This window comes from Streptomyces sp. NPDC050509 (assembly GCF_044457965.1).
In the GTDB taxonomy this organism is placed as follows: Bacteria; Actinomycetota; Actinomycetes; order Streptomycetales; family Streptomycetaceae; genus Streptomyces.
This window is the reverse complement of record NZ_JBITHL010000018.1, coordinates 46,725-63,377: the sequence shown is the minus strand read 5'-3', so window position 1 is coordinate 63,377 and position 16,653 is coordinate 46,725. Positions and strand designations below refer to the sequence as shown.

The window sequence follows — 16,653 nt, the reverse complement described above, 5'->3', positions numbered from 1 at the left end:
CGCGGCAGTCTACGCGTGGTGACCTACCGCTGGGCAGGCCGTACGGATGCTTCTTCGACCGCATCCTGCGCGGCGTCCGGTCCGGCGGCCGTCGCGGCGTCGTCGCCGGGCGCCTGCGCCTTCTCGTGACGGGGCTCCGCGCCGTCCTCCGTACGGGATCCGGCGGATCCGGCGGATCCGTTCGCGCCCGCGGCCTTCGCCCTGGCGTCCTCGGAGCCGCGCTCGGCCTTCTCCGGGGTGACGAAGCGGTAGCCCACGTTCCGTACGGTTCCGATGAGCGACTCGTGCTCCGGGCCGAGCTTGGCGCGCAGCCGCCGTACGTGCACGTCGACCGTCCGCGTACCGCCGAAGTAGTCGTACCCCCAGACCTCCTGGAGGAGCTGCGCGCGGGTGAAGACCCGGCCGGGGTGCTGTGCGAGGTACTTGAGCAGCTCGAACTCCTTGAAGGTCAGGTCCAGGACCCGGCCCTTGAGCTTCGCGCTGTACGTCGCCTCGTCGACCGACAGGTCGCCGTTGCGGATCTCCATCGGGGAGTCGTCGGTCTGGATCTGCTGCCGGCCCATCGCGAGCCGCAGCCGCGCCTCGACCTCGGCCGGTCCCGCGGTGTCGAGCAGGACGTCGTCGATGCCCCAGTCGGCGGTGACGGCGGCGAGACCGCCCTCCGTCACGACGAGGATCAGCGGGCAGCCGGGCCCGGTGGAGCGCAGGAGCTGGCAGAGCGACCGCACCTGCGGGAGGTCGCGGCGGCCGTCGATCAGGATCACATCGGCACCGGGGGTGTCGACGAGGGCAGGTCCTTCGGCGGGGGCCACCCGTACGTTGTGGAGCAACAGCCCGAGCGCCGGCAGCACCTCCGTCGAGGGCTGGAGGGCGTTGGTCAGGAGCAGCAGAGAACTCATCGCCGCTCACCTGCTTCGGCCGGACTCTGTTCCGGACAGTTGCCCGGACTGTTGTCGTTCACGGTTCGCTTGCCCATTACGTCGGTTCCTCCTCGGTCCCTGCGAGGACGTATGCGGCACTGCCTACTGCGTACTGCTTACTGCTTTTGTACTGCCGTACGGCCCGCGCTGCCCCTCGTCCCCGGGGGCGCGACCCGGATGTCCGTGTCTTCCGTCTGTGACATCTGGCTGTAACAACGACCGGAAAACATAAAAGGACCCGGGGGCTACATTGCCCGGATCCTCTTCGAAGCAGAATAACCCACATTCGTTCCGTGTCAGAGGGGCAATCTCGCAGATCATGCAATGAGTCGGGTCCACGGGACCTCGGACGCGGGGCCGCGAGGCCGCCTCGGAGCGGCGCCGGAACCGCGTGGGGAGGGCCCGGAGCGTGCACGAAGAGGCGGTGTACTGCCTGTGTACGGGGGGTTTCAGGCAGGACTTGGAACTTAGACGGCCAGGACCCGATCGGGCGGATCGCACAGGGGGCGCACGGGTGCGTGCCCGCGCCGTACATCATGGAATCCGACGATCCGATGATCTGGTCGATCTGGTCGATCTGGTCATCCGGCCGTCCGGCCGTCCGGGTCGTCCCGGTCATCCGGTCGACCCGGCCATCCGGCATCCGAGGGAAGGAGCTGCCTTCATGGCAGTCGGCACGATCCGCTACTGGGCCGCGGCCAAAGCCGCCGCAGGGGTCGCGGAGGAGCCGTACGCGGCGGACAGCCTGGCCGAGGCGCTCGACGGCGCCCGGGTCAGACACCCCGGCGAACTGACCCGGGTACTCCAGAGGTGTTCGTTCCTTGTCGACGGTGACCCCGTGGGCACCCGCGGGCATGAGACCGTACGCCTTGCCGAGGGCGGCACGGTCGAGGTGCTCCCGCCGTTCGCAGGAGGGTGAACCGCACATCATGAGCAACGATCAGCAGTACCCGTACGGGCAGCAGAACCCCTACGGAGAGCAGGGCGAGTACGGACAGCAGCAGGACGGGTACGGGCAGCAGGCGCCGTACGTTCCGCAGCCTCCCGCGCCTCCTGGGCCCCCGGCACAGGCGTGGGCCGAGCCCGAGCAGGCCGCGCCGGGAGCGGCGGGCGCGGGCGCCGCCCAGACGTGGGAGGGGCAGACCTGGGACACCCAGTACCAGCCCCATGTCCAGGCCCACGCGCAGCCGCAGGCCCAGCCCCCGGCGCAGGCTCAGCCCCAGGGGGTGTTCGGGCCGCCGTCGTACGGGCAGCCCCAGGCCCAGCCCCATCCGCGGCAGGCCGCACCGCAGGCCGCCGCCGACACCGCGTACCTGCCGCCCCAGAGCGCCTACACGCCCCCGGCGCAGGCGGCCCCCGCCCCGGCCCCCGCGCCCGCGCAGGCGCCCCCGTACGCCCCCCAGCCCCCGCAGACCGCCGGACCCGCCGGGACCGCCGGACCCGCCGACGCGGGCGGCTACAGCGCGCCCACCACCCTCGGCAACGCCCGGGTCACCGACGCCCAGCGCGCCCGCGCCGAGGGCCGGTCCCCGATCATTCCGCCGGGCGTGCGGCCGGCCGCGCTCACGGCGCTGCTCGGGCTGCTGCTCGCCGGGGGCGCGGCCCTCGGCCCGTACGCGCTGCTCGTACCGCTCGTGCTGCTCCAGGCCGTCACGGCCGCCGGCTGGTTCCGGCTGAACGGGATGTGGCCGGCCCGGCAGGGCATCGCGCTCGCCTTCCTCGGCGGGATCGTCGCGGACATCGCCGTGCTCGCCGTGGGCCGGTCGAACGGTCCCGCCGCGATCATCGGCACCCTGGGGGTGTGGGTGCTGCTCGTCCTCGTCCTGCAACTGCGCAGCCGCGCGGGCGCCGACGAGCGGATGACGGGCCTGATGGCCACCGTCGTCTCCGCCGCGCTCGCCATCCTCGCCGCCGGGCATCTCGCTGCCGTGCCGGACGCGGTGGTCGTCGGCGGTGTGGCGGTCGCCGCGGCGACCGTGGCCCGCGCGCTGCCGCTGCCGGGGGCCGTCTCGGTCGTGGTGGCCCTGCTGGCCGGCGCGGGCGGCGGGATCGTGGCGGGCGGGATGACGGACCTGGGCGCCGCGGGCGCGCTGCTGGGGCTCGGGGCGGGCGTCTGCGCGCTGGTCGGGCTGCGCGCGGCGAGCTACGACTACCCGTCCACGTTCGTGCACATGACGGCCGGGGTGGCGCTGCCCCTCACGGCCGCCGCGCCCGCCGTCTACCTGCTGGGCCGCGCGCTGGCCTGACGCACGGCGCCCGCTCGTACGCCTGCCACCGCCTGCCACGCACCGGTACCGCCAGGCGTACGACGGACAGGGGCGGGAATCCGTACGCCGGGAACCGTACGTCCCCGTCGTACGTCGATCAGTCCGGCGGCCGGGGGGACGGCCGGGGAACGAACCGGACCACAGGACCGGTCATGACCAGGGTGGGGGACACCGAACAATGCGTGTACTGCGGACACTGCTGATACTCGTCGTGGTCTTCGGCGGGCTGTTCGTCGCCGCCGACCGGGTCGCCGTCCACTTCGCCGAGAACCAGGTGGCGAGCAAGATCAGATCGAGCCAGGGGCTCGACACCGACCCGAAGGTCTCCATCAACGGGTTCCCCTTCCTGACCCAGGTGCTGAACACCTCCCTGGACGAGGTCCAGGTCAGCCTCGACGGGGTCAGTGCCAGCGCCGACGGCCAGGCGGTGCGGGTGACCGAGGTCAAGGCGGAGCTGAAGGACGTGACGTTCGACAGCAGCTTCTCGACCGCGACCGCGGCGACCGCGACCGGCTCGGCGCAGATCTCGTACGCGGACCTGACGGGCTCGGCCCCGAAGGGCGCCACGGTCGGGTACGCGGGCGCCGAGCGCGCCGCCAAGGGGGAGGTCAAGCTCTCGGGCCCGATGGGCGAGGTGCTGGACGGCGCGGGCATCACCGTCCCCGGCCCGTTCAAGTCGCTGCTGGACGGCAAGACCCTCACCGCGTACAGCGCGGTCTCGCTGGTCAACGGCGACACGGTCAGGCTGAAGGCGGTGACCCTGCCCGAGCTGTACGTGCCGGGCGCGGACGAGCGGATGCGGGAAGTCGTCGACTACGACCTGAAGATCGACGGACTGCCGTCGACCATCAAGCTCGACAAGGTCACGGCGACGGAGACGGGCCTGAGCTTCTCCGGTACGGGTACGGACATCTCCCTGGCCGGCTGAGCCACCCGGGGATCGCCCGGTGGGAGGCCACCGGGGGATCGCCCGACGCCGCCGGGCCGGATGCTGAGACGGCCCCGTCCGCTCCCCAGACCGCATCCGGCCGGGGCGGACCCGCGGCGCGCCGCCACGCCCGGCCGGGCGCCGCGAACCCTCCTCCGGTCCCACATCGTGGATGATCGTGTCTTGACATGTGACACACCGGTGACATGACCGCCCGGTCGTCCCTACGATCGGACCCATGCAGTGCTTTATCGGCGGTCTCCCTCAGCGGGGACAGGCGGACCTCACGAAGCGGCGGGCAGTAGACCTGTGCCGCGTCGCCGCCATGCTCTGTCGCACTGTCTGAGCGGGACGGGACGTTCACGTTCCGTATTCCCGATCCCGGCTTTCCGGGCCCTTCGAGCGCTCTCAGGGCCATCCGCGCGGCAGCGCGGTCGAGCCGGCCCCCTCGCATCACCTCGCAGCACACTGCCCGCCGCACACTGCCCGGAGGAGAAAAGCATGAGCCGCAGCGACGTTCTGGTCGACGCAGACTGGGTCGAGGCCCACATCGACGACCCGAAGGTTGTCATCGTCGAGGTCGACGAGGACACCTCGGCCTACGACAAGAACCACATCAAGAACGCCGTCAGGATCGACTGGAAGAGCGACCTCCAGGACCCGGTCCGCCGTGACTTCGTCGACCAGGAGGGCTTCGAGAAGCTCCTGTCGGCCAAGGGCATCGCCAACGACGACACCGTCGTCCTCTACGGCGGCAACAACAACTGGTTCGCGTCCTACGCCTACTGGTACTTCAAGCTCTACGGCCACGACTCCGTCAAGCTCCTCGACGGTGGCCGCAAGAAGTGGGAGCTGGACTCCCGCGACCTGGTCGAGGCCGTCCCGACCCGCGCCGCCACCACGTACCGGGCGAAGGCCCAGGACACCTCGATCCGCGCCTTCCGTGACGACGCGGTCGCCGCGATCGGCACGCAGAACCTGGTCGACGTCCGGTCGCCCGACGAGTTCAGCGGCAAGCTGCTCGCCCCGGCGCACCTGCCGCAGGAGCAGTCGCAGCGTCCGGGCCACATCCCGTCCGCGCGCAACATCCCGTGGTCGAAGAACGCCAACGACGACGGCACCTTCAAGTCGGACGACGAGCTGAAGGAGCTGTACGCGCAGGAGCAGGTCGACCTGGCGAAGGACACCATCGCCTACTGCCGCATCGGTGAGCGTTCCGCGCTCACCTGGTTCGTCCTGCACGAGCTGCTCGGTGTGGACAACGTCAAGAACTACGACGGTTCGTGGACCGAGTACGGCTCGCTCGTCGGCGTGCCGATCGAGCTCGGCGCCAACAAGTAATCACGCCCCGACCCGGAGGACTGAACAACATGTGTGGAGCACAGGCCGGCGGCCCCGACGCTTCGACGATCAAGCCCGGTGAGACCACCATCCAGGGTTCCGTGACCCGCGACGGCGAGCCCGTCACCGGTTACGTACGCCTGCTGGACTCGACCGGCGAGTTCACCGCGGAGGTCCCGACCTCGGCGACCGGACAGTTCCGCTTCTACGCGGCCGAGGGCACGTGGACGGTGCGCGCCCTCGTTCCCGGCGGCTCGGCCGACCGTACGGTCGTCGCGCAGACCGGTGGCCTCTCCGAGGTCGCGATCGCGGTCTGAGGCTCGCGCACGCACCGAAGGGCCGCACCCTGATCCACCGGGGTGCGGCCCTTCGCGTTTTTCCACTCCTTGATGCCGGTTCCGGTCGGTCTGTCCGAGTCGTACGCTGAAGACATGTACGCGCGACGCCGTCGCCGGTATTTCCTGCTCATGGGCGGATGCCTGATCCTCTTCGTCTCCGCCGGGGCCTTCGTGCGTATCTGGTCGGTCCCCGCGGCCATCGCGCTCTGTGTGGTCGCCCTGCTGATCCCGCCGGTCGCCGCCATCGTGGGCAACACGCGCGACAAGGACGACCGCTGGTGGGACGAGCCGCCCGTGGGCCACGAGAACGACGAGAACGACCGGTGGCTGGACGAGCTGGAACGCAGGAACCGCCCGTAGGGCCTACGCCCGGGAGCGGGAACGGCTCGCGACGAGGTGGGCGAGGCCGTCCAGGACGCGTTGCAACCCGAAGTCGAAGGCGTGTTCAGGGCTGTACACGCCCTGGTGGGCCGCGCCCGCGGCGCTTCCGACCCGGGCCGCGAGAGGGAACCGGGCGGGATCGAACACCCTGGCCAGAAGGGGTGCGTTGGCGGCCCACCACTGCGCGTCGGACAGGGCGCTGTCGCGGGCGGCGGCCTGCGTGTCGAGGTCGGCGCGGGCGACGGAGTGGACGAAGCCCAGCAGGAAGGTGAGGGCCGCGTCCATCTCGACGTCGTCGAGCCCGAGGCCGTCGAACGCGGCCAGTTCGTGTTCGTACTTGGCCATGAGTCCGGGGCCGAGCGGCGGGCGGGTGGTGGGCAGGGTCGCCACCCAGTGGTGGCGCCCGTACAGGTCGCGGTTCTCGCGCGCGACGCCTTCCACCCTCGTACGCCACGGCGCGGCCGGGTGCTCGGTGCGCGGCATCCGCAGATAGGCGGCGTCCAGCATGAGATCGAGCAGCTCCGCCTTGCCCGGGACGTACGTGTAGAGCGTCATCGGCGTGACGCCCAGCCGCTGGGCGACGCTCCGCATGGTCAGGGCGTCCAGCCCGCCGGAGTCGGCGAGTTCGACGGCGGCCTCGACGACACCGTCGACCGTCAGCCCCTGCTTGGGCCCGCGCCGGGGGCCGCCGTGTCCGGGCTCGCGCCACAGCAGTTCCAGGGTGCGGGCCGGGTCGTCGGCGCCGCCTCGTTCCTTGGCCATGCCCTCCATCCTCTCCCGTGCGGGCGCGGACCTTTCCCAGTAATCTCTGTACGCCGTATACTGTACGACGTACAGAGATTGACCCCAGACTGCTTGGCTATTGGATCCAGGAGGAACCATGAAGATCACTTCCACCGCCGTCTCCCTGACCGTCGATGACGTACCCGCCTCCACCGCCTTCCTGACCAGGCACTTCGGCTTCCAGGAGGTCATGGCCGCCGAAGGCTTCGCCTCCCTGGCCCGTGAGGACACCGCCAACGTGGTCTTTCTGCGGCGCGGCATCGAGGTCCTGCCCGAGGGGATGAGGGACCGGCATGCCACGGGCGTGATCATCGCGTTCACCGTGGCCGACCTGGAGGCCGAGTACGAGCGACTGCGGCAGGAGGGCGTCCCCGTCACCATGCCGCTGCGCGAAGAGCCCTGGGGCGAGCGCCTCTTCCAGGTCACCGACCCGAACGGAGTGATCCTCCAGCTCGTCGACTGGACCACCGCCGGCGACCGGTGACGGCCCGGAGCCCGGCGCGGGCCGGCGGTCGGCGCGGGCCGGCGGTCGGCGCGGGCCGGGCTCCGGGCCGGAACACGGGGTCGTCCGTCAGTAGACGAGCGCCTGGACGCCGTCCGCCATGATCTCGCTGACGAAGACCTGCGCGCCCGCGATCCGTACCCCGTCCAGCACGTCCTTCTCCGTGATGTCCCGCCGGGCCGCGCACTGCGTGCACAGCGTGATCGACCCCGCCGCCAGGACCGAGTCGATCAGCTCGGGCAGCGGCGCGGCGTGCGGCAGTTCGAACTCGGCCGCCCGCCCCGGCAGCGCGAACCACGCGGACTCGCCCGTCAGCCACAGCGAGACCTCCACCCCGCTGGCCACGGCGACCGCGGCCACCGTGAAGGCCTGGGAGCAGCGCTCGGGGGCGTCGGCCCCGGCGGTCACTTTGATCACGAGCTTCTTGGCGTTCTCGGCGGATTGCATGGGCCGAATCGTAATCCGCCGCCCTACAACCCCCCTGTGCCCTGGCGGGTCAGATCTGTGCGCGGGTAACGGAACCCGCGCTTCATGTCTCGTGGGGGGACTCTTTTGGAAGCTCAGCCCACTCCGGAGCGGACGGGCGCCGCGCAGACGCAGCCGCCGCCTCCGCCGGTATTACCGGCGCGAAGACGCGGCCGTACGGCGCTGCTGATCGCCGTGGCCGCGGTGCTCGGCATCGTCGGCGGCACGGCCACGGGGTACGCGATCCAGGCCGACCGCCCGCCGACGCCCCTGCCGACGCTCGCCCAGCCGGGGCTCGCGTACCCGGCGAAGACGCTGCCCGCGGGGGAGCAGGCGAAGCCGCTCTCCGCCGAGGAGGACAACCAGGTCAGGACGGACGGCGATCTGCGTGAGCTGCTGATCGACAGGCCGGCCGGGGCGCGGGAGACCGCACCGGACTGGCTCGACAACGGCTGGGTGCCGCTCAGGTCCTACGCCTACTACTTCGACGACGGCGTCTACGGGTACTCCTCGGCGCTCGGGGCGGAGATGCGCCGGGTCGCCGGTACCGCCTGGCAGGAGAGCGGCGAGCGCCAGGGGAGCGTCATCCTCGTCCAGTACCACCCGAGCGCCAACGCGCAGGGACCCGCCGAGCTGGCCACGCTGCCCGCGGCCATGCTCACGAGCTCCGGCGATGGCGATCCCGTCAAGGGCACGGCCAAGGCCCGCTACTACGTCTACGAGACCAGTGGCGCGGACGGTGCGCCTCCGTTCCGGGCGTACGCCTCCGCCTACCGGGGTGATGTCCTCATCAAGATCACATTGTGGGACACGGTGCCGATCGCCAAGAAGGACATCCGGATGCTGATCGAGCGCCAGTTGGAGCGCTTGTGAACGACGACCGCACGTCTGTGGTCCCCCGGCCCCGCGCGCGACGGTTCTTCGGGACCGTGCTGCCCGCTCTCCTCGTCGGTGGCGCCGTGGTCGGGGGGTTCGCATTCGTCAGGACCACCGTCGACGGGGCGGACCGGAGCGCTCCCACCACGGTGTGGGCGGAGACCCGCGGCAAGCCGGCGAAGGACCCGGCCGGGCCCATCGGCAGAGGCCGCGCCGACACCGAGCTGACCAGGAAACTCCTGCCGGTGCCGCCGGGCTATCAGCTCGGACCCGATATCGGGGAGTACGGCAACGACACCGAGCTGTCCGCCGGACAGGCGATCAAGATGATGAAGGGCGCCGGTGTCGAATACCCCGGCGCCGCGCGCCAAGAGGTGTACAAGGAGATCGACGAGATGGGGATCGAGGGGCTCGCGCTCCGCTCGTACAGGTTGAGCGGAGCGTATTTCGTCGCCGATGTGTCCCTTGTCGCACTCAAGGACGCCGAAGCCGCACGCCGCTGGTACGCGGTGAAGTCCCAGCGGCCCGGAGCCCGTAAGGGGCCGGTGATCGAGGGCAGGGAGCACTCCTCGTGCTTCGTGGAGCCGGGGAGCGAAGTCGACGGCGTCGAGGCGGTGAGTTGCGTGGCGTACGAGGGCGAGATCGCCGTCGCCGTGCTCGTGCAGGGCATGAAGCCGGTGAACAAGTCCACGCTCGCCGAACTGGTGAAGGGCCAGCTCGACCACCTCGCCTCCTCGGGGAGGTCCGTGTGAGCGAGCAGGCAGTGTCCCCGACCGCGGACGCATCCGCCCCGGCGGCGCCCGTCCCGGCACCGGCCTCCCCGTCCGCCGCCCGGCGTCCGCCGCGCCGCGTGCTGCGCGCGGTCGCCCGCTGGGTCGTCGCCGGGGCCGTGTGCGCCGGGCTCGGCACCGGTGTGGCGTACGGCCTCAGCGGCATGGAGCGCACCGACCTCCCCGGGCTCTCGACGCGCGGCGACGGGCGCTGGGACTACCCGGAGCTCTCGCTGCCCGCCCTGCCGGTCGGCACTCCGCGTCCCTTCAACCCGGAGAACGCCGGAGAGATCCACCACGCCGATCTCCGGGCGCTGCTGCTCCGGGCCCCTGCGGGTGCCACCCCCGACAAGGAGCTGACCGGTGGCTGGGTGAGCACGGAGCGATATCTGTCCGAGTACGCCGCCGGACAGCGCGGCGACCTCACGACGCTGCTGGACGACTTCGCCGTACGGCACATCGCCGCCCGGGGCTGGACCATGCCGGACGGCACGGTCTCCCGGGTCTACCTGCTGCGGTTCCCGTCGTCCGGTCTCGCGGCCGGCTTCAAGCTCGGCGCGGTGCTCGGGAGCGGTGTGGGCGAGACGGTGGCCGCCGCACCCGGCGCGGAGCCGGACCGGTCCTGGCCGGAGCCGCCGCCCGGCTCCGAGATGTTCGTCAGTACGGACGTCTACGCGGAGCCCGAGCCGTACGGCCCGACGCAGGCCCGGCACGCGTATGTCGCGGCGGGGGACACCATCGGGCTGATCGTCCACGAGAAGAAGGGCGGCACCCCAGCCGTTCCCTTCCACCAGACCGTGGTGCTCCAGGGCCAGCTCCTCGGCTGAGCCCGGCGAGCAAGTGACCGGCGGGCGTCGTACGTCCGTCGGCGCACCTCGACGAGAGGGCCGGGACCCCACCGTCTAGGCTGGGGCCCGGCCGTATCGCGTCATACCGTTCATCCGAGGAGCACCCCGTGCTTGAGGCTTTCTTCACTTCCCTGCTGATCCTTGTCTGTGTCGGCGTGCTCGCCTTCACCGGTCTGGCCGTGAAGAAGCTGTACCAGGGCCAGCGCTGATGATCGAGATCCCGTCCGACCTGCACCCGGACCTCGTCCCGCTCGTCTTCCTGCTCGGTGACTGGGAAGGCGTCGGCGTCTTCGACTTCCCCGGTGAGGAGAAGGCCAACTTCGGCCAGGAGGTCTCCTTCAGCCACGACGGCCGGGACTTCATCGAGTACGTGTCGCACACCTGGGCGCTCGACGCCGAGGGCAGGAAGATCCGGCCGATCGAGTCCGAGTCCGGGTTCTGGCGCATCGACAAGGACCGCAAGGTCGAGGTCGTCATGGTGCGGGACCAGGGCGTCGTCGAGGTCTGGTACGGCGAGCTGGCGGACCAGAAGCCGCAGATCGACCTGGTGACCGACGCGGTGGCCCGTACGGCCGCCTCCGGGCCCTACAGCGGGGGCAAGCGGCTCTACGGGTACGTCAAGAGCGACCTGATGTGGGTGGGCGAGAAGTCGACGCCGGACGTGCCGCTGCGCCCGTACATGTCGGCGCACCTGAAGAAGACCGTGAGCCCCGAGCAGGTCGCGGAGTGGGCCAAGGACCTCGGTGACCTCCCGGACGACGGCATCGCCTTCTTCAAGTAGTCCGCCTGCCTACACTGGGGGCGTGGTGAGCACCGACTGGAAGAGCGATCTGCGGCAGCGCGGCTACCGGCTGACCCCACAGCGTCAGCTTGTCCTCGAAGCCGTCGACACCCTCGAACACGCGACGCCCGACGACATCCTCTGCGAGGTGCGCAGGACCGCCTCCGGGGTGAACATCTCCACGGTCTACCGGACCCTGGAGCTGCTGGAGGAGCTGGGCCTCGTCTCGCACGCCCACCTCGGGCACGGCGCTCCGACGTACCACCTGGCCGACCGGCACCACCACATACACCTGGTGTGCCGGGACTGTACGCGGGTGATCGAGGCGGACACCGAGGTCGCGGCCGAGTTCACCGCGAAGCTGCGCCGCGACTTCGGCTTCACGACGGACATGAAGCACTTCGCGATCTTCGGACGCTGCCAGGAGTGCACGGCCACCGCGACCGCCACCGCCACCTCGGCCGCGCCCGGGGAATACGCGCCCGGGGAATAACCGTGGGCGCGGCCAAGTCGTAGGCTTCATGACTATGCAGCGACATGCGACCACCAGCCCTCTCCTCGCCCTGCCCGGAGCCGTCGCGGCCGAAGGCCAGGACGAAGGTGTCGCCGCGCACTACGGCGATCTGTTCCGTGAGCAGCGCGCCCTCGCCGACGGCAGCGGCTTCGTCGACCTCTCGCACCGCGGCGTCGTCACCGTCACCGGGGACGACCGGCTGAGCTGGCTGCACCTGCTGATCACCCAGCACGTCACGGCGCTGCCCGTGGGCCGGGCGACCGAGGCGCTGATCCTGTCCGCGAACGGGCATGTCGAGCACGCGCTGTATCTCGTGGACGACGGCGAGACGGTCTGGGCGCATGTCGAGCCGGGGACCCAGGAGGCCCTGGTCGGCTATCTCGAATCCATGAAGTTCTTCTACCGGGTCGAGGTCGCCGACCGTACGGACGACTACGCGCTCGTCCACCTCCCGGCGGGCTCCATCGCCGCGGCGCCGGAGGGGGCCGTCGTACGGGAGACCCCGCACGGCCGTGATCTCTTCCTGCCGCGCGCCGAGCTGACCGCGTACGCGGAGCAGCACGGCCCGGCGGCCGGGATCCTGGCGTACGAGGCGCTGCGCGTCGAGGGCCACCGGCCGCGGCTGGGCTTCGAGACCGACCACCGGACCATCCCGCACGAGCTGGGGTGGATCGGCGGCGCCGTCCATCTCGACAAGGGGTGCTACCGGGGCCAGGAGACCGTGGCGCGCGTCCAGAACCTGGGGAAGCCGCCGCGCCGGCTGGTCTTCCTGCACCTCGACGGCAGTGATGTCCACCTGCCGGGGCACGGCACGCCGGTGCGGCTCGCGGCGGACGGCCCCGAGGGGCGTCAGCTCGGCTTCATCACCACCTCGGCCCGCCACCACGAGCTGGGGCCGATCGCGCTGGCGCTGGTCAAGCGCAATGTGCCGGTGGACGCGCCGCTGCTCGCGGGGGACACGGCGGCGGCGCAGGAGGTCGTGGTCGAGCCGTAGGGCCGGGAGCCCCCCCGCGGCCACGCCCCGGACGGGTCAGAAGTCCAGCAGCACCGTGAACGGGCCGTGGTTCGTGAGCGAGACACGCATCTCCGCTCCGAACCGGCCCGTCTCCACCTTCGCCCCCACCTCGCGCAGCCGCGCCACCACCGCGTCGACCAGCGGTTCGGCCACCGGACCCGGCGCTGCGGCGTTCCAGGTGGGGCGGCGGCCCTTCCGGGCGTCCCCGTAGAGAGTGAACTGCGAAATCACCAGGAGCGGGGCGTTCGCCTCCGAACAGGACTTCTCGCCCTCCAGCATCCGTATCGACCAGAGCTTGTCGGCGAGCCTCCGCGCCTGCTCCACCGTGTCCTCGTGGGTGACTCCCACCAGCACACACAGCCCTTCGCCGACGATCTCGCCGACGGTTTCCGTCCCGTCCCCGGTCACGGCGACGACGCTCGCGCCGTCGACTCTCTGCACCACTGCTCGCATACGGACCAATCTATCGGGGGCCGAACGGGTGCAGAGCGCCCCCATACCCGGCGGCAGGAGTGGCACGATGCACGGAGGCGGTGCGCGGCAGGCACCCGTCGAGGGATGGGGGTTCCCAGCGGTGTGCGGGACGGGGTCTCCCCCAGCGGAGTGAGGGGAAGTACGCGCGATGAGCACATCGAGCACATCCGGCGCCGGGCAGCCGCCCGGTACCGTACCGGCGACCCGGACGACCAGCGGGGTCGGCAGTGGGGGACCCGTGGCCGGCGGTGAGGGGGCGCTGCCCGCGCCCCGGCCGTACGACTTCGGCGTCCTGCGGCTGCCCGAACTGCGCGCGCTGCGCCGGGACTCGCACCGCGACGAGGGGGACCTCAGCTATCTGCGGCGGCTCCTCCAGGGCCGTATCGACATCCTGCGGGCCGAGTTGGCGCGCCGTACGGCCCCGGAGACCCCGCTGCTCGACCGGCTCTCCGAGATCCTCACGGACGCCCCGTCGCGCCACCGCAGCTCCGCCCGGCACGTCACGCTCTCCACACCGCGCAGCCCGGAGTACCGGGCGCTGGCCGCGGAGACGCTGGCGGAGGTGGAGCTGTCGGACCTGGAGGCGCGTACGGACGAGGAGTTGCACGCGGCGATGGGGCGGCTGGTCCGCAACGAGCGGCAGCTCTCGCGCCGCCGTCACCAGCTTCAGCGGACGGCGGACGATTGCAGCGCGGAGATCGCGCGCAGGTACCGTGAAGGCGAAGCTCAAGTGGACGACCTGCTCATGTAGGGGGCGGGCAGTCCGTTCGCGCGGGCGGGGTCCGTCCTGCCCCCTCCGGAAGGCCGAGGATGACCTCCAGCACGCCCAGCAGCACGTCCACCGCGGTCGGTGTCGGCACCTCCCGTACCGGTACGGGAGCGGACTCGCCCGTGCTCGCCGAGGTCGTACGGTCCGGCTTCGTGGAGGGACGGCACCGCGGCTCGATGGTGCTGCTCGCGGCGGACGGTACGGTCGAACTGGAGCTGGGCGACCCGGAGGCGCCCGTCTTCCCGCGTTCCAGCAACAAGCCGATGCAGGCGGCGGCCGTGCTGCGGGCCGGTCTCGAACTCTCCGGGGAGCGGCTGGCGCTGGCCGCCGCGAGCCACTCGGGCGAGGGCTTCCACCTCGATCTCGTACGGACGATGCTCGCCGAGTACGGCCTGCGCCCCGACGACCTCCAGACCCCGCCGGACCTGCCGCTCGATCCGGTGGAGGCGGAGTCGTACCTCGCCGGGGGCGGGGTGCGCGAGCGGATCGTGATGAACTGCTCGGGCAAGCACACGGCGATGCTCGCCGCCTGCGCGCTGAACGGCTGGCCCACGGAGAGCTATCTCGACCCCGACCACCCCTTGCAGCGGCTCGTGCTGGCGGTGGTCGAGGAGGCGGCAGGGGAACACGTCCCCACGGTCGGTACGGACGGCTGCGGCGCCCCGCTGATGGCCCTCAGCCTCACCGGACTCGCCCGCGCCTTCCGGCACTTCGTCCTCGCGGCGCCGGCGACGGCCGAGGGGCGGGTCGCGGAGGCGATGCGCGCGCACCCCGAGTACGTGGCGGGCACGCGCCGCTCCGACACCTGGCTGATGCGGGAGGTGCCGGGGACGCTCTCCAAGATGGGCGCGGAGGCGGTCCAGGCGGTGGCGCTGGCGGACGGCCGCGCGCTCGCCTTCAAGATCGACGACGGCGGGACCCGGGCGCTGGGCCCGGTGCTGGCGCGGGCGCTCCAGCTCCTGGGCGTGGAGGCGGAGGTGCTGGGCCGGATCGGCCGGGCGCCGCTGCTGGGCGGGGGCGCGGAGGTCGGGGCGGTACGGGCGGCGTTCTGAGCCGGGCTCGAAGGGCCCGGCCGGAAAATACGGATGCGGCGGCGGCGCGGCTGCGCCTAGCGTGCGGACCATGAGTATCGAGGTCCGTACCGTTACCGAGGCCGGGTTCGCCGACTGGAACCGCGCCCTGAACACCGGCTTCCTGCGGACGCCGACCGATACGGACGAGACGGTGGAGTGGCGGCTCGCGCGGGCCGATCTCGACCGTACCCAGGGCGCGTTCGAGAACGGGCGGTGCGTCGCGACCTTCCGTTCCTTCGCCCAGGAGCTGACGGTGACCGGCGGCGCGGTGCTGCGCGCCGACGCGGTCTCCAACGTCACCGTCTCGCCCACCCACCGCAGGCGCGGGCTGCTCTCCCGGATGATGAGCACCGATCTGGCGCGGGCGAAGGAGCGCGGGGACACCGTCGCCACGCTGATCGCCGCCGAGTACCCGATCTACGGCCGGTACGGCTTCGGGCCCGCCGCCTCGGTCACCGAGTGGGCCGTCGACGTGGCGCGCTCGGGGCTCGACCCGCGCTGGGCCGGCCCCACCGCGGCGGACGGCGGCGGCCGGATCGACCTGGTCGACGCCTCGGACGTACGGAAGCTCGGCCCCGAGCTGCACGAGCGCTTCCGGGCGCGGCAGCCGGGCGCGGTCGACCGGGACGAGCGCTGGTGGGGCGCCTCCACCGGGCAGACGTCCAACGGGCTCCCGTGGACGGAGCCGTACTACGCCGTGTACCGCTCGGCGTCGGGCGAGGTGGAGGGGCTGGCCGTGTACGCGTCCGACGGGCTCTGGGGCGACACCAAGCAGCCGCTGAACACCGTCTCCGTACGGGACCTGATCGCGCTGACCCCGGCGGCGGAGCGCGCGTTGTGGCGGTTCGTCTGCTCGATCGACTGGGTCACGACGGTCAGGACGGGCCACCGCGCGCCGGACGACCTGCTGCCGTACTTCCTGCCGGACCCGCGCGCGGCCAGGATCGTCACGCAGGCGGACTTCCTGTGGGTGCGGATCCTCGATGTCGTACGGGCCCTGGAGGCGCGTACGTACGCCGTCCCGGGCACGCTGGTGCTGGAGATCCATGACGCGGCGGGCCTGGCGGGCGGCCGTTTCCGGCTGGACGTGTCGCCGGAGGGCGCGAGCTGTACGCCGACGGCGGAGTCGGCCGATCTGGCCCTGGACGTACGGGAGCTGGGCGCGCTGTACCTGGGGGACGAGTCGGCGCTGCGGCTCGCCGCGCTGGGGACGGTGGCGGAGGAGCGGCCGGGGGCCGCGGCGGTGGCGGAGGCGCTGTTCCGTACGCCGCGGCGGCCGTGGTGCCCGGATGTCTTCTGACGTCGTCTGCATGTCTTCCGAGCGGGCTGTCAGCCGTGGCCGAGCCGGGTGACGAGGAGGGCCAGGACGGCGGCGCCGATCCCCGCGCAGGTGGCGTTCCTGGCCTTGACGCCGAGGGTGAGCAGGAGGAGCGCGACGGTTCCGGCGGTACCGAGGCGCCAGTGCACGAGCTGGTCGAGCCCGATGCCGAGTGCGGAGGTGAGGAGCGCGGACACAGGCATGGCGGTCACTCCTTTACGGCAAAGTTGGCTGCCAACTCGACACCAACTAATGAAGTTGTCCCGCCAAGTCGCGATCCGTAAACAAGT

The 16,653-nt window shown here is 71.7% G+C and carries 22 protein-coding genes; 17 read left to right on the top strand and 5 right to left on the bottom strand.

What is annotated here, in order from left to right:
• Window positions 1-23: 23 nt before the first annotated feature.
• Complete coding sequence (locus ACIBJC_RS35920; RefSeq protein ID WP_399300045.1) at window positions 24-899, bottom strand: response regulator transcription factor; 876 nt, start codon at window positions 897-899, stop codon at window positions 24-26.
• A gap of 685 nt (window positions 900-1,584) precedes the next feature.
• Between ACIBJC_RS35920 and ACIBJC_RS35915 the strand changes: the two genes are divergently transcribed.
• The 7 genes from ACIBJC_RS35915 to ACIBJC_RS35885 all read left to right on the top strand — a co-directional run bounded on the left by ACIBJC_RS35915 (window position 1,585) and on the right by ACIBJC_RS35885 (window position 6,154).
• Window positions 1,585-1,839 (top strand): MoaD/ThiS family protein, encoded by a 255-nt coding sequence (locus ACIBJC_RS35915; protein WP_329824731.1) that lies wholly within the window; start codon window positions 1,585-1,587, stop codon window positions 1,837-1,839.
• A 10-nt stretch (window positions 1,840-1,849) separates the two neighbouring features.
• On the top strand, window positions 1,850-3,166 hold the full coding sequence (locus ACIBJC_RS35910) for a hypothetical protein (protein WP_399300042.1): 1,317 nt from the start codon (window positions 1,850-1,852) through the stop codon (window positions 3,164-3,166).
• A gap of 199 nt (window positions 3,167-3,365) precedes the next feature.
• Complete coding sequence (locus tag ACIBJC_RS35905; protein ID WP_399300040.1) at window positions 3,366-4,115, top strand: DUF2993 domain-containing protein; 750 nt, start codon at window positions 3,366-3,368, stop codon at window positions 4,113-4,115.
• Between the two features lie 238 nt (window positions 4,116-4,353).
• Window positions 4,354-4,461 (top strand): putative leader peptide, encoded by a 108-nt coding sequence (locus tag ACIBJC_RS35900; protein WP_384999017.1) that lies wholly within the window; start codon window positions 4,354-4,356, stop codon window positions 4,459-4,461.
• A gap of 155 nt (window positions 4,462-4,616) precedes the next feature.
• Entirely contained in the window at window positions 4,617-5,456 is an 840-nt protein-coding gene (locus ACIBJC_RS35895) for a sulfurtransferase (protein ID WP_399300037.1), read from the top strand.
• A gap of 29 nt (window positions 5,457-5,485) precedes the next feature.
• Window positions 5,486-5,773, top strand: a complete 288-nt coding sequence (locus tag ACIBJC_RS35890; RefSeq protein ID WP_030590573.1) for a DUF1416 domain-containing protein — start codon at window positions 5,486-5,488, stop codon at window positions 5,771-5,773.
• Between the two features lie 72 nt (window positions 5,774-5,845).
• Window positions 5,846-6,154, top strand: a complete 309-nt coding sequence (locus tag ACIBJC_RS35885; protein ID WP_399300034.1) for a DUF3099 domain-containing protein — start codon at window positions 5,846-5,848, stop codon at window positions 6,152-6,154.
• A 3-nt stretch (window positions 6,155-6,157) separates the two neighbouring features.
• Here ACIBJC_RS35885 and ACIBJC_RS35880 read toward each other — a convergent pair whose 3' ends face one another.
• The gene (locus tag ACIBJC_RS35880; protein ID WP_399300032.1) at window positions 6,158-6,937 is read right to left on the bottom strand and encodes a TetR/AcrR family transcriptional regulator; all 780 of its coding nucleotides are present in this window, start codon (window positions 6,935-6,937) and stop codon (window positions 6,158-6,160) included.
• Between the two features lie 118 nt (window positions 6,938-7,055).
• Here ACIBJC_RS35880 and ACIBJC_RS35875 point away from each other — a divergent pair, with 118 nt between their 5' ends.
• A complete protein-coding gene (locus ACIBJC_RS35875; RefSeq protein ID WP_399300030.1) occupies window positions 7,056-7,442 on the top strand; it encodes a VOC family protein in 387 nt (128 codons plus the stop codon).
• A gap of 87 nt (window positions 7,443-7,529) precedes the next feature.
• Here the strand turns inward: ACIBJC_RS35875 and ACIBJC_RS35870 are convergent, their stop codons facing one another.
• Window positions 7,530-7,907, bottom strand: a complete 378-nt coding sequence (locus ACIBJC_RS35870) for a DsrE family protein (protein WP_399300027.1) — start codon at window positions 7,905-7,907, stop codon at window positions 7,530-7,532.
• A gap of 105 nt (window positions 7,908-8,012) precedes the next feature.
• Between ACIBJC_RS35870 and ACIBJC_RS35865 the strand changes: the two genes are divergently transcribed.
• The 6 genes from ACIBJC_RS35865 to ACIBJC_RS35840 all read left to right on the top strand — a co-directional run bounded on the left by ACIBJC_RS35865 (window position 8,013) and on the right by ACIBJC_RS35840 (window position 12,708).
• Window positions 8,013-8,798: a hypothetical protein gene (locus tag ACIBJC_RS35865; protein WP_399300024.1), complete on the top strand. Its 786-nt coding sequence runs from the start codon at window positions 8,013-8,015 to the stop codon at window positions 8,796-8,798.
• A complete protein-coding gene (locus ACIBJC_RS35860) occupies window positions 8,795-9,553 on the top strand; it encodes a hypothetical protein (protein WP_399300021.1) in 759 nt (252 codons plus the stop codon). The genes ACIBJC_RS35865 and ACIBJC_RS35860 overlap by 4 nt, the downstream gene beginning before the upstream one ends.
• Window positions 9,550-10,398 (top strand): hypothetical protein, encoded by an 849-nt coding sequence (locus tag ACIBJC_RS35855; protein WP_399300018.1) that lies wholly within the window; start codon window positions 9,550-9,552, stop codon window positions 10,396-10,398. Before ACIBJC_RS35860 ends, ACIBJC_RS35855 begins: the two co-directional genes overlap by 4 nt.
• A 229-nt stretch (window positions 10,399-10,627) precedes the next feature.
• Window positions 10,628-11,200 carry an FABP family protein gene (locus ACIBJC_RS35850; protein ID WP_329824743.1) on the top strand — a complete coding sequence of 191 codons (573 nt, stop codon included), beginning with the start codon at window positions 10,628-10,630 and terminating at the stop codon, window positions 11,198-11,200.
• A 22-nt stretch (window positions 11,201-11,222) separates the two neighbouring features.
• Window positions 11,223-11,693 (top strand): Fur family transcriptional regulator, encoded by a 471-nt coding sequence (locus tag ACIBJC_RS35845; protein ID WP_399300015.1) that lies wholly within the window; start codon window positions 11,223-11,225, stop codon window positions 11,691-11,693.
• Between the two features lie 34 nt (window positions 11,694-11,727).
• A complete protein-coding gene (locus ACIBJC_RS35840; protein WP_399300012.1) occupies window positions 11,728-12,708 on the top strand; it encodes a YgfZ/GcvT domain-containing protein in 981 nt (326 codons plus the stop codon).
• A gap of 36 nt (window positions 12,709-12,744) precedes the next feature.
• On the opposite strand, the gene dtd is transcribed toward ACIBJC_RS35840, so the two are convergent.
• A complete protein-coding gene (gene dtd, locus ACIBJC_RS35835) occupies window positions 12,745-13,182 on the bottom strand; it encodes a D-aminoacyl-tRNA deacylase (RefSeq protein ID WP_399300009.1) in 438 nt (145 codons plus the stop codon).
• A gap of 169 nt (window positions 13,183-13,351) precedes the next feature.
• Between dtd and ACIBJC_RS35830 the strand changes: the two genes are divergently transcribed.
• From ACIBJC_RS35830 to ACIBJC_RS35820, 3 genes are all read left to right on the top strand, one after another.
• Entirely contained in the window at window positions 13,352-13,954 is a 603-nt protein-coding gene (locus ACIBJC_RS35830; protein ID WP_399300007.1) for an ABC transporter substrate-binding protein, read from the top strand.
• A 59-nt stretch (window positions 13,955-14,013) separates the two neighbouring features.
• Complete coding sequence (locus tag ACIBJC_RS35825; protein ID WP_399300004.1) at window positions 14,014-15,024, top strand: asparaginase; 1,011 nt, start codon at window positions 14,014-14,016, stop codon at window positions 15,022-15,024.
• Between the two features lie 70 nt (window positions 15,025-15,094).
• Window positions 15,095-16,345 (top strand): GNAT family N-acetyltransferase, encoded by a 1,251-nt coding sequence (locus ACIBJC_RS35820; RefSeq protein ID WP_399300002.1) that lies wholly within the window; start codon window positions 15,095-15,097, stop codon window positions 16,343-16,345.
• A 29-nt stretch (window positions 16,346-16,374) separates the two neighbouring features.
• Here ACIBJC_RS35820 and ACIBJC_RS35815 read toward each other — a convergent pair whose 3' ends face one another.
• Entirely contained in the window at window positions 16,375-16,566 is a 192-nt protein-coding gene (locus ACIBJC_RS35815) for a hypothetical protein (protein WP_399299999.1), read from the bottom strand.
• Window positions 16,567-16,653 lie beyond the last annotated feature (87 nt).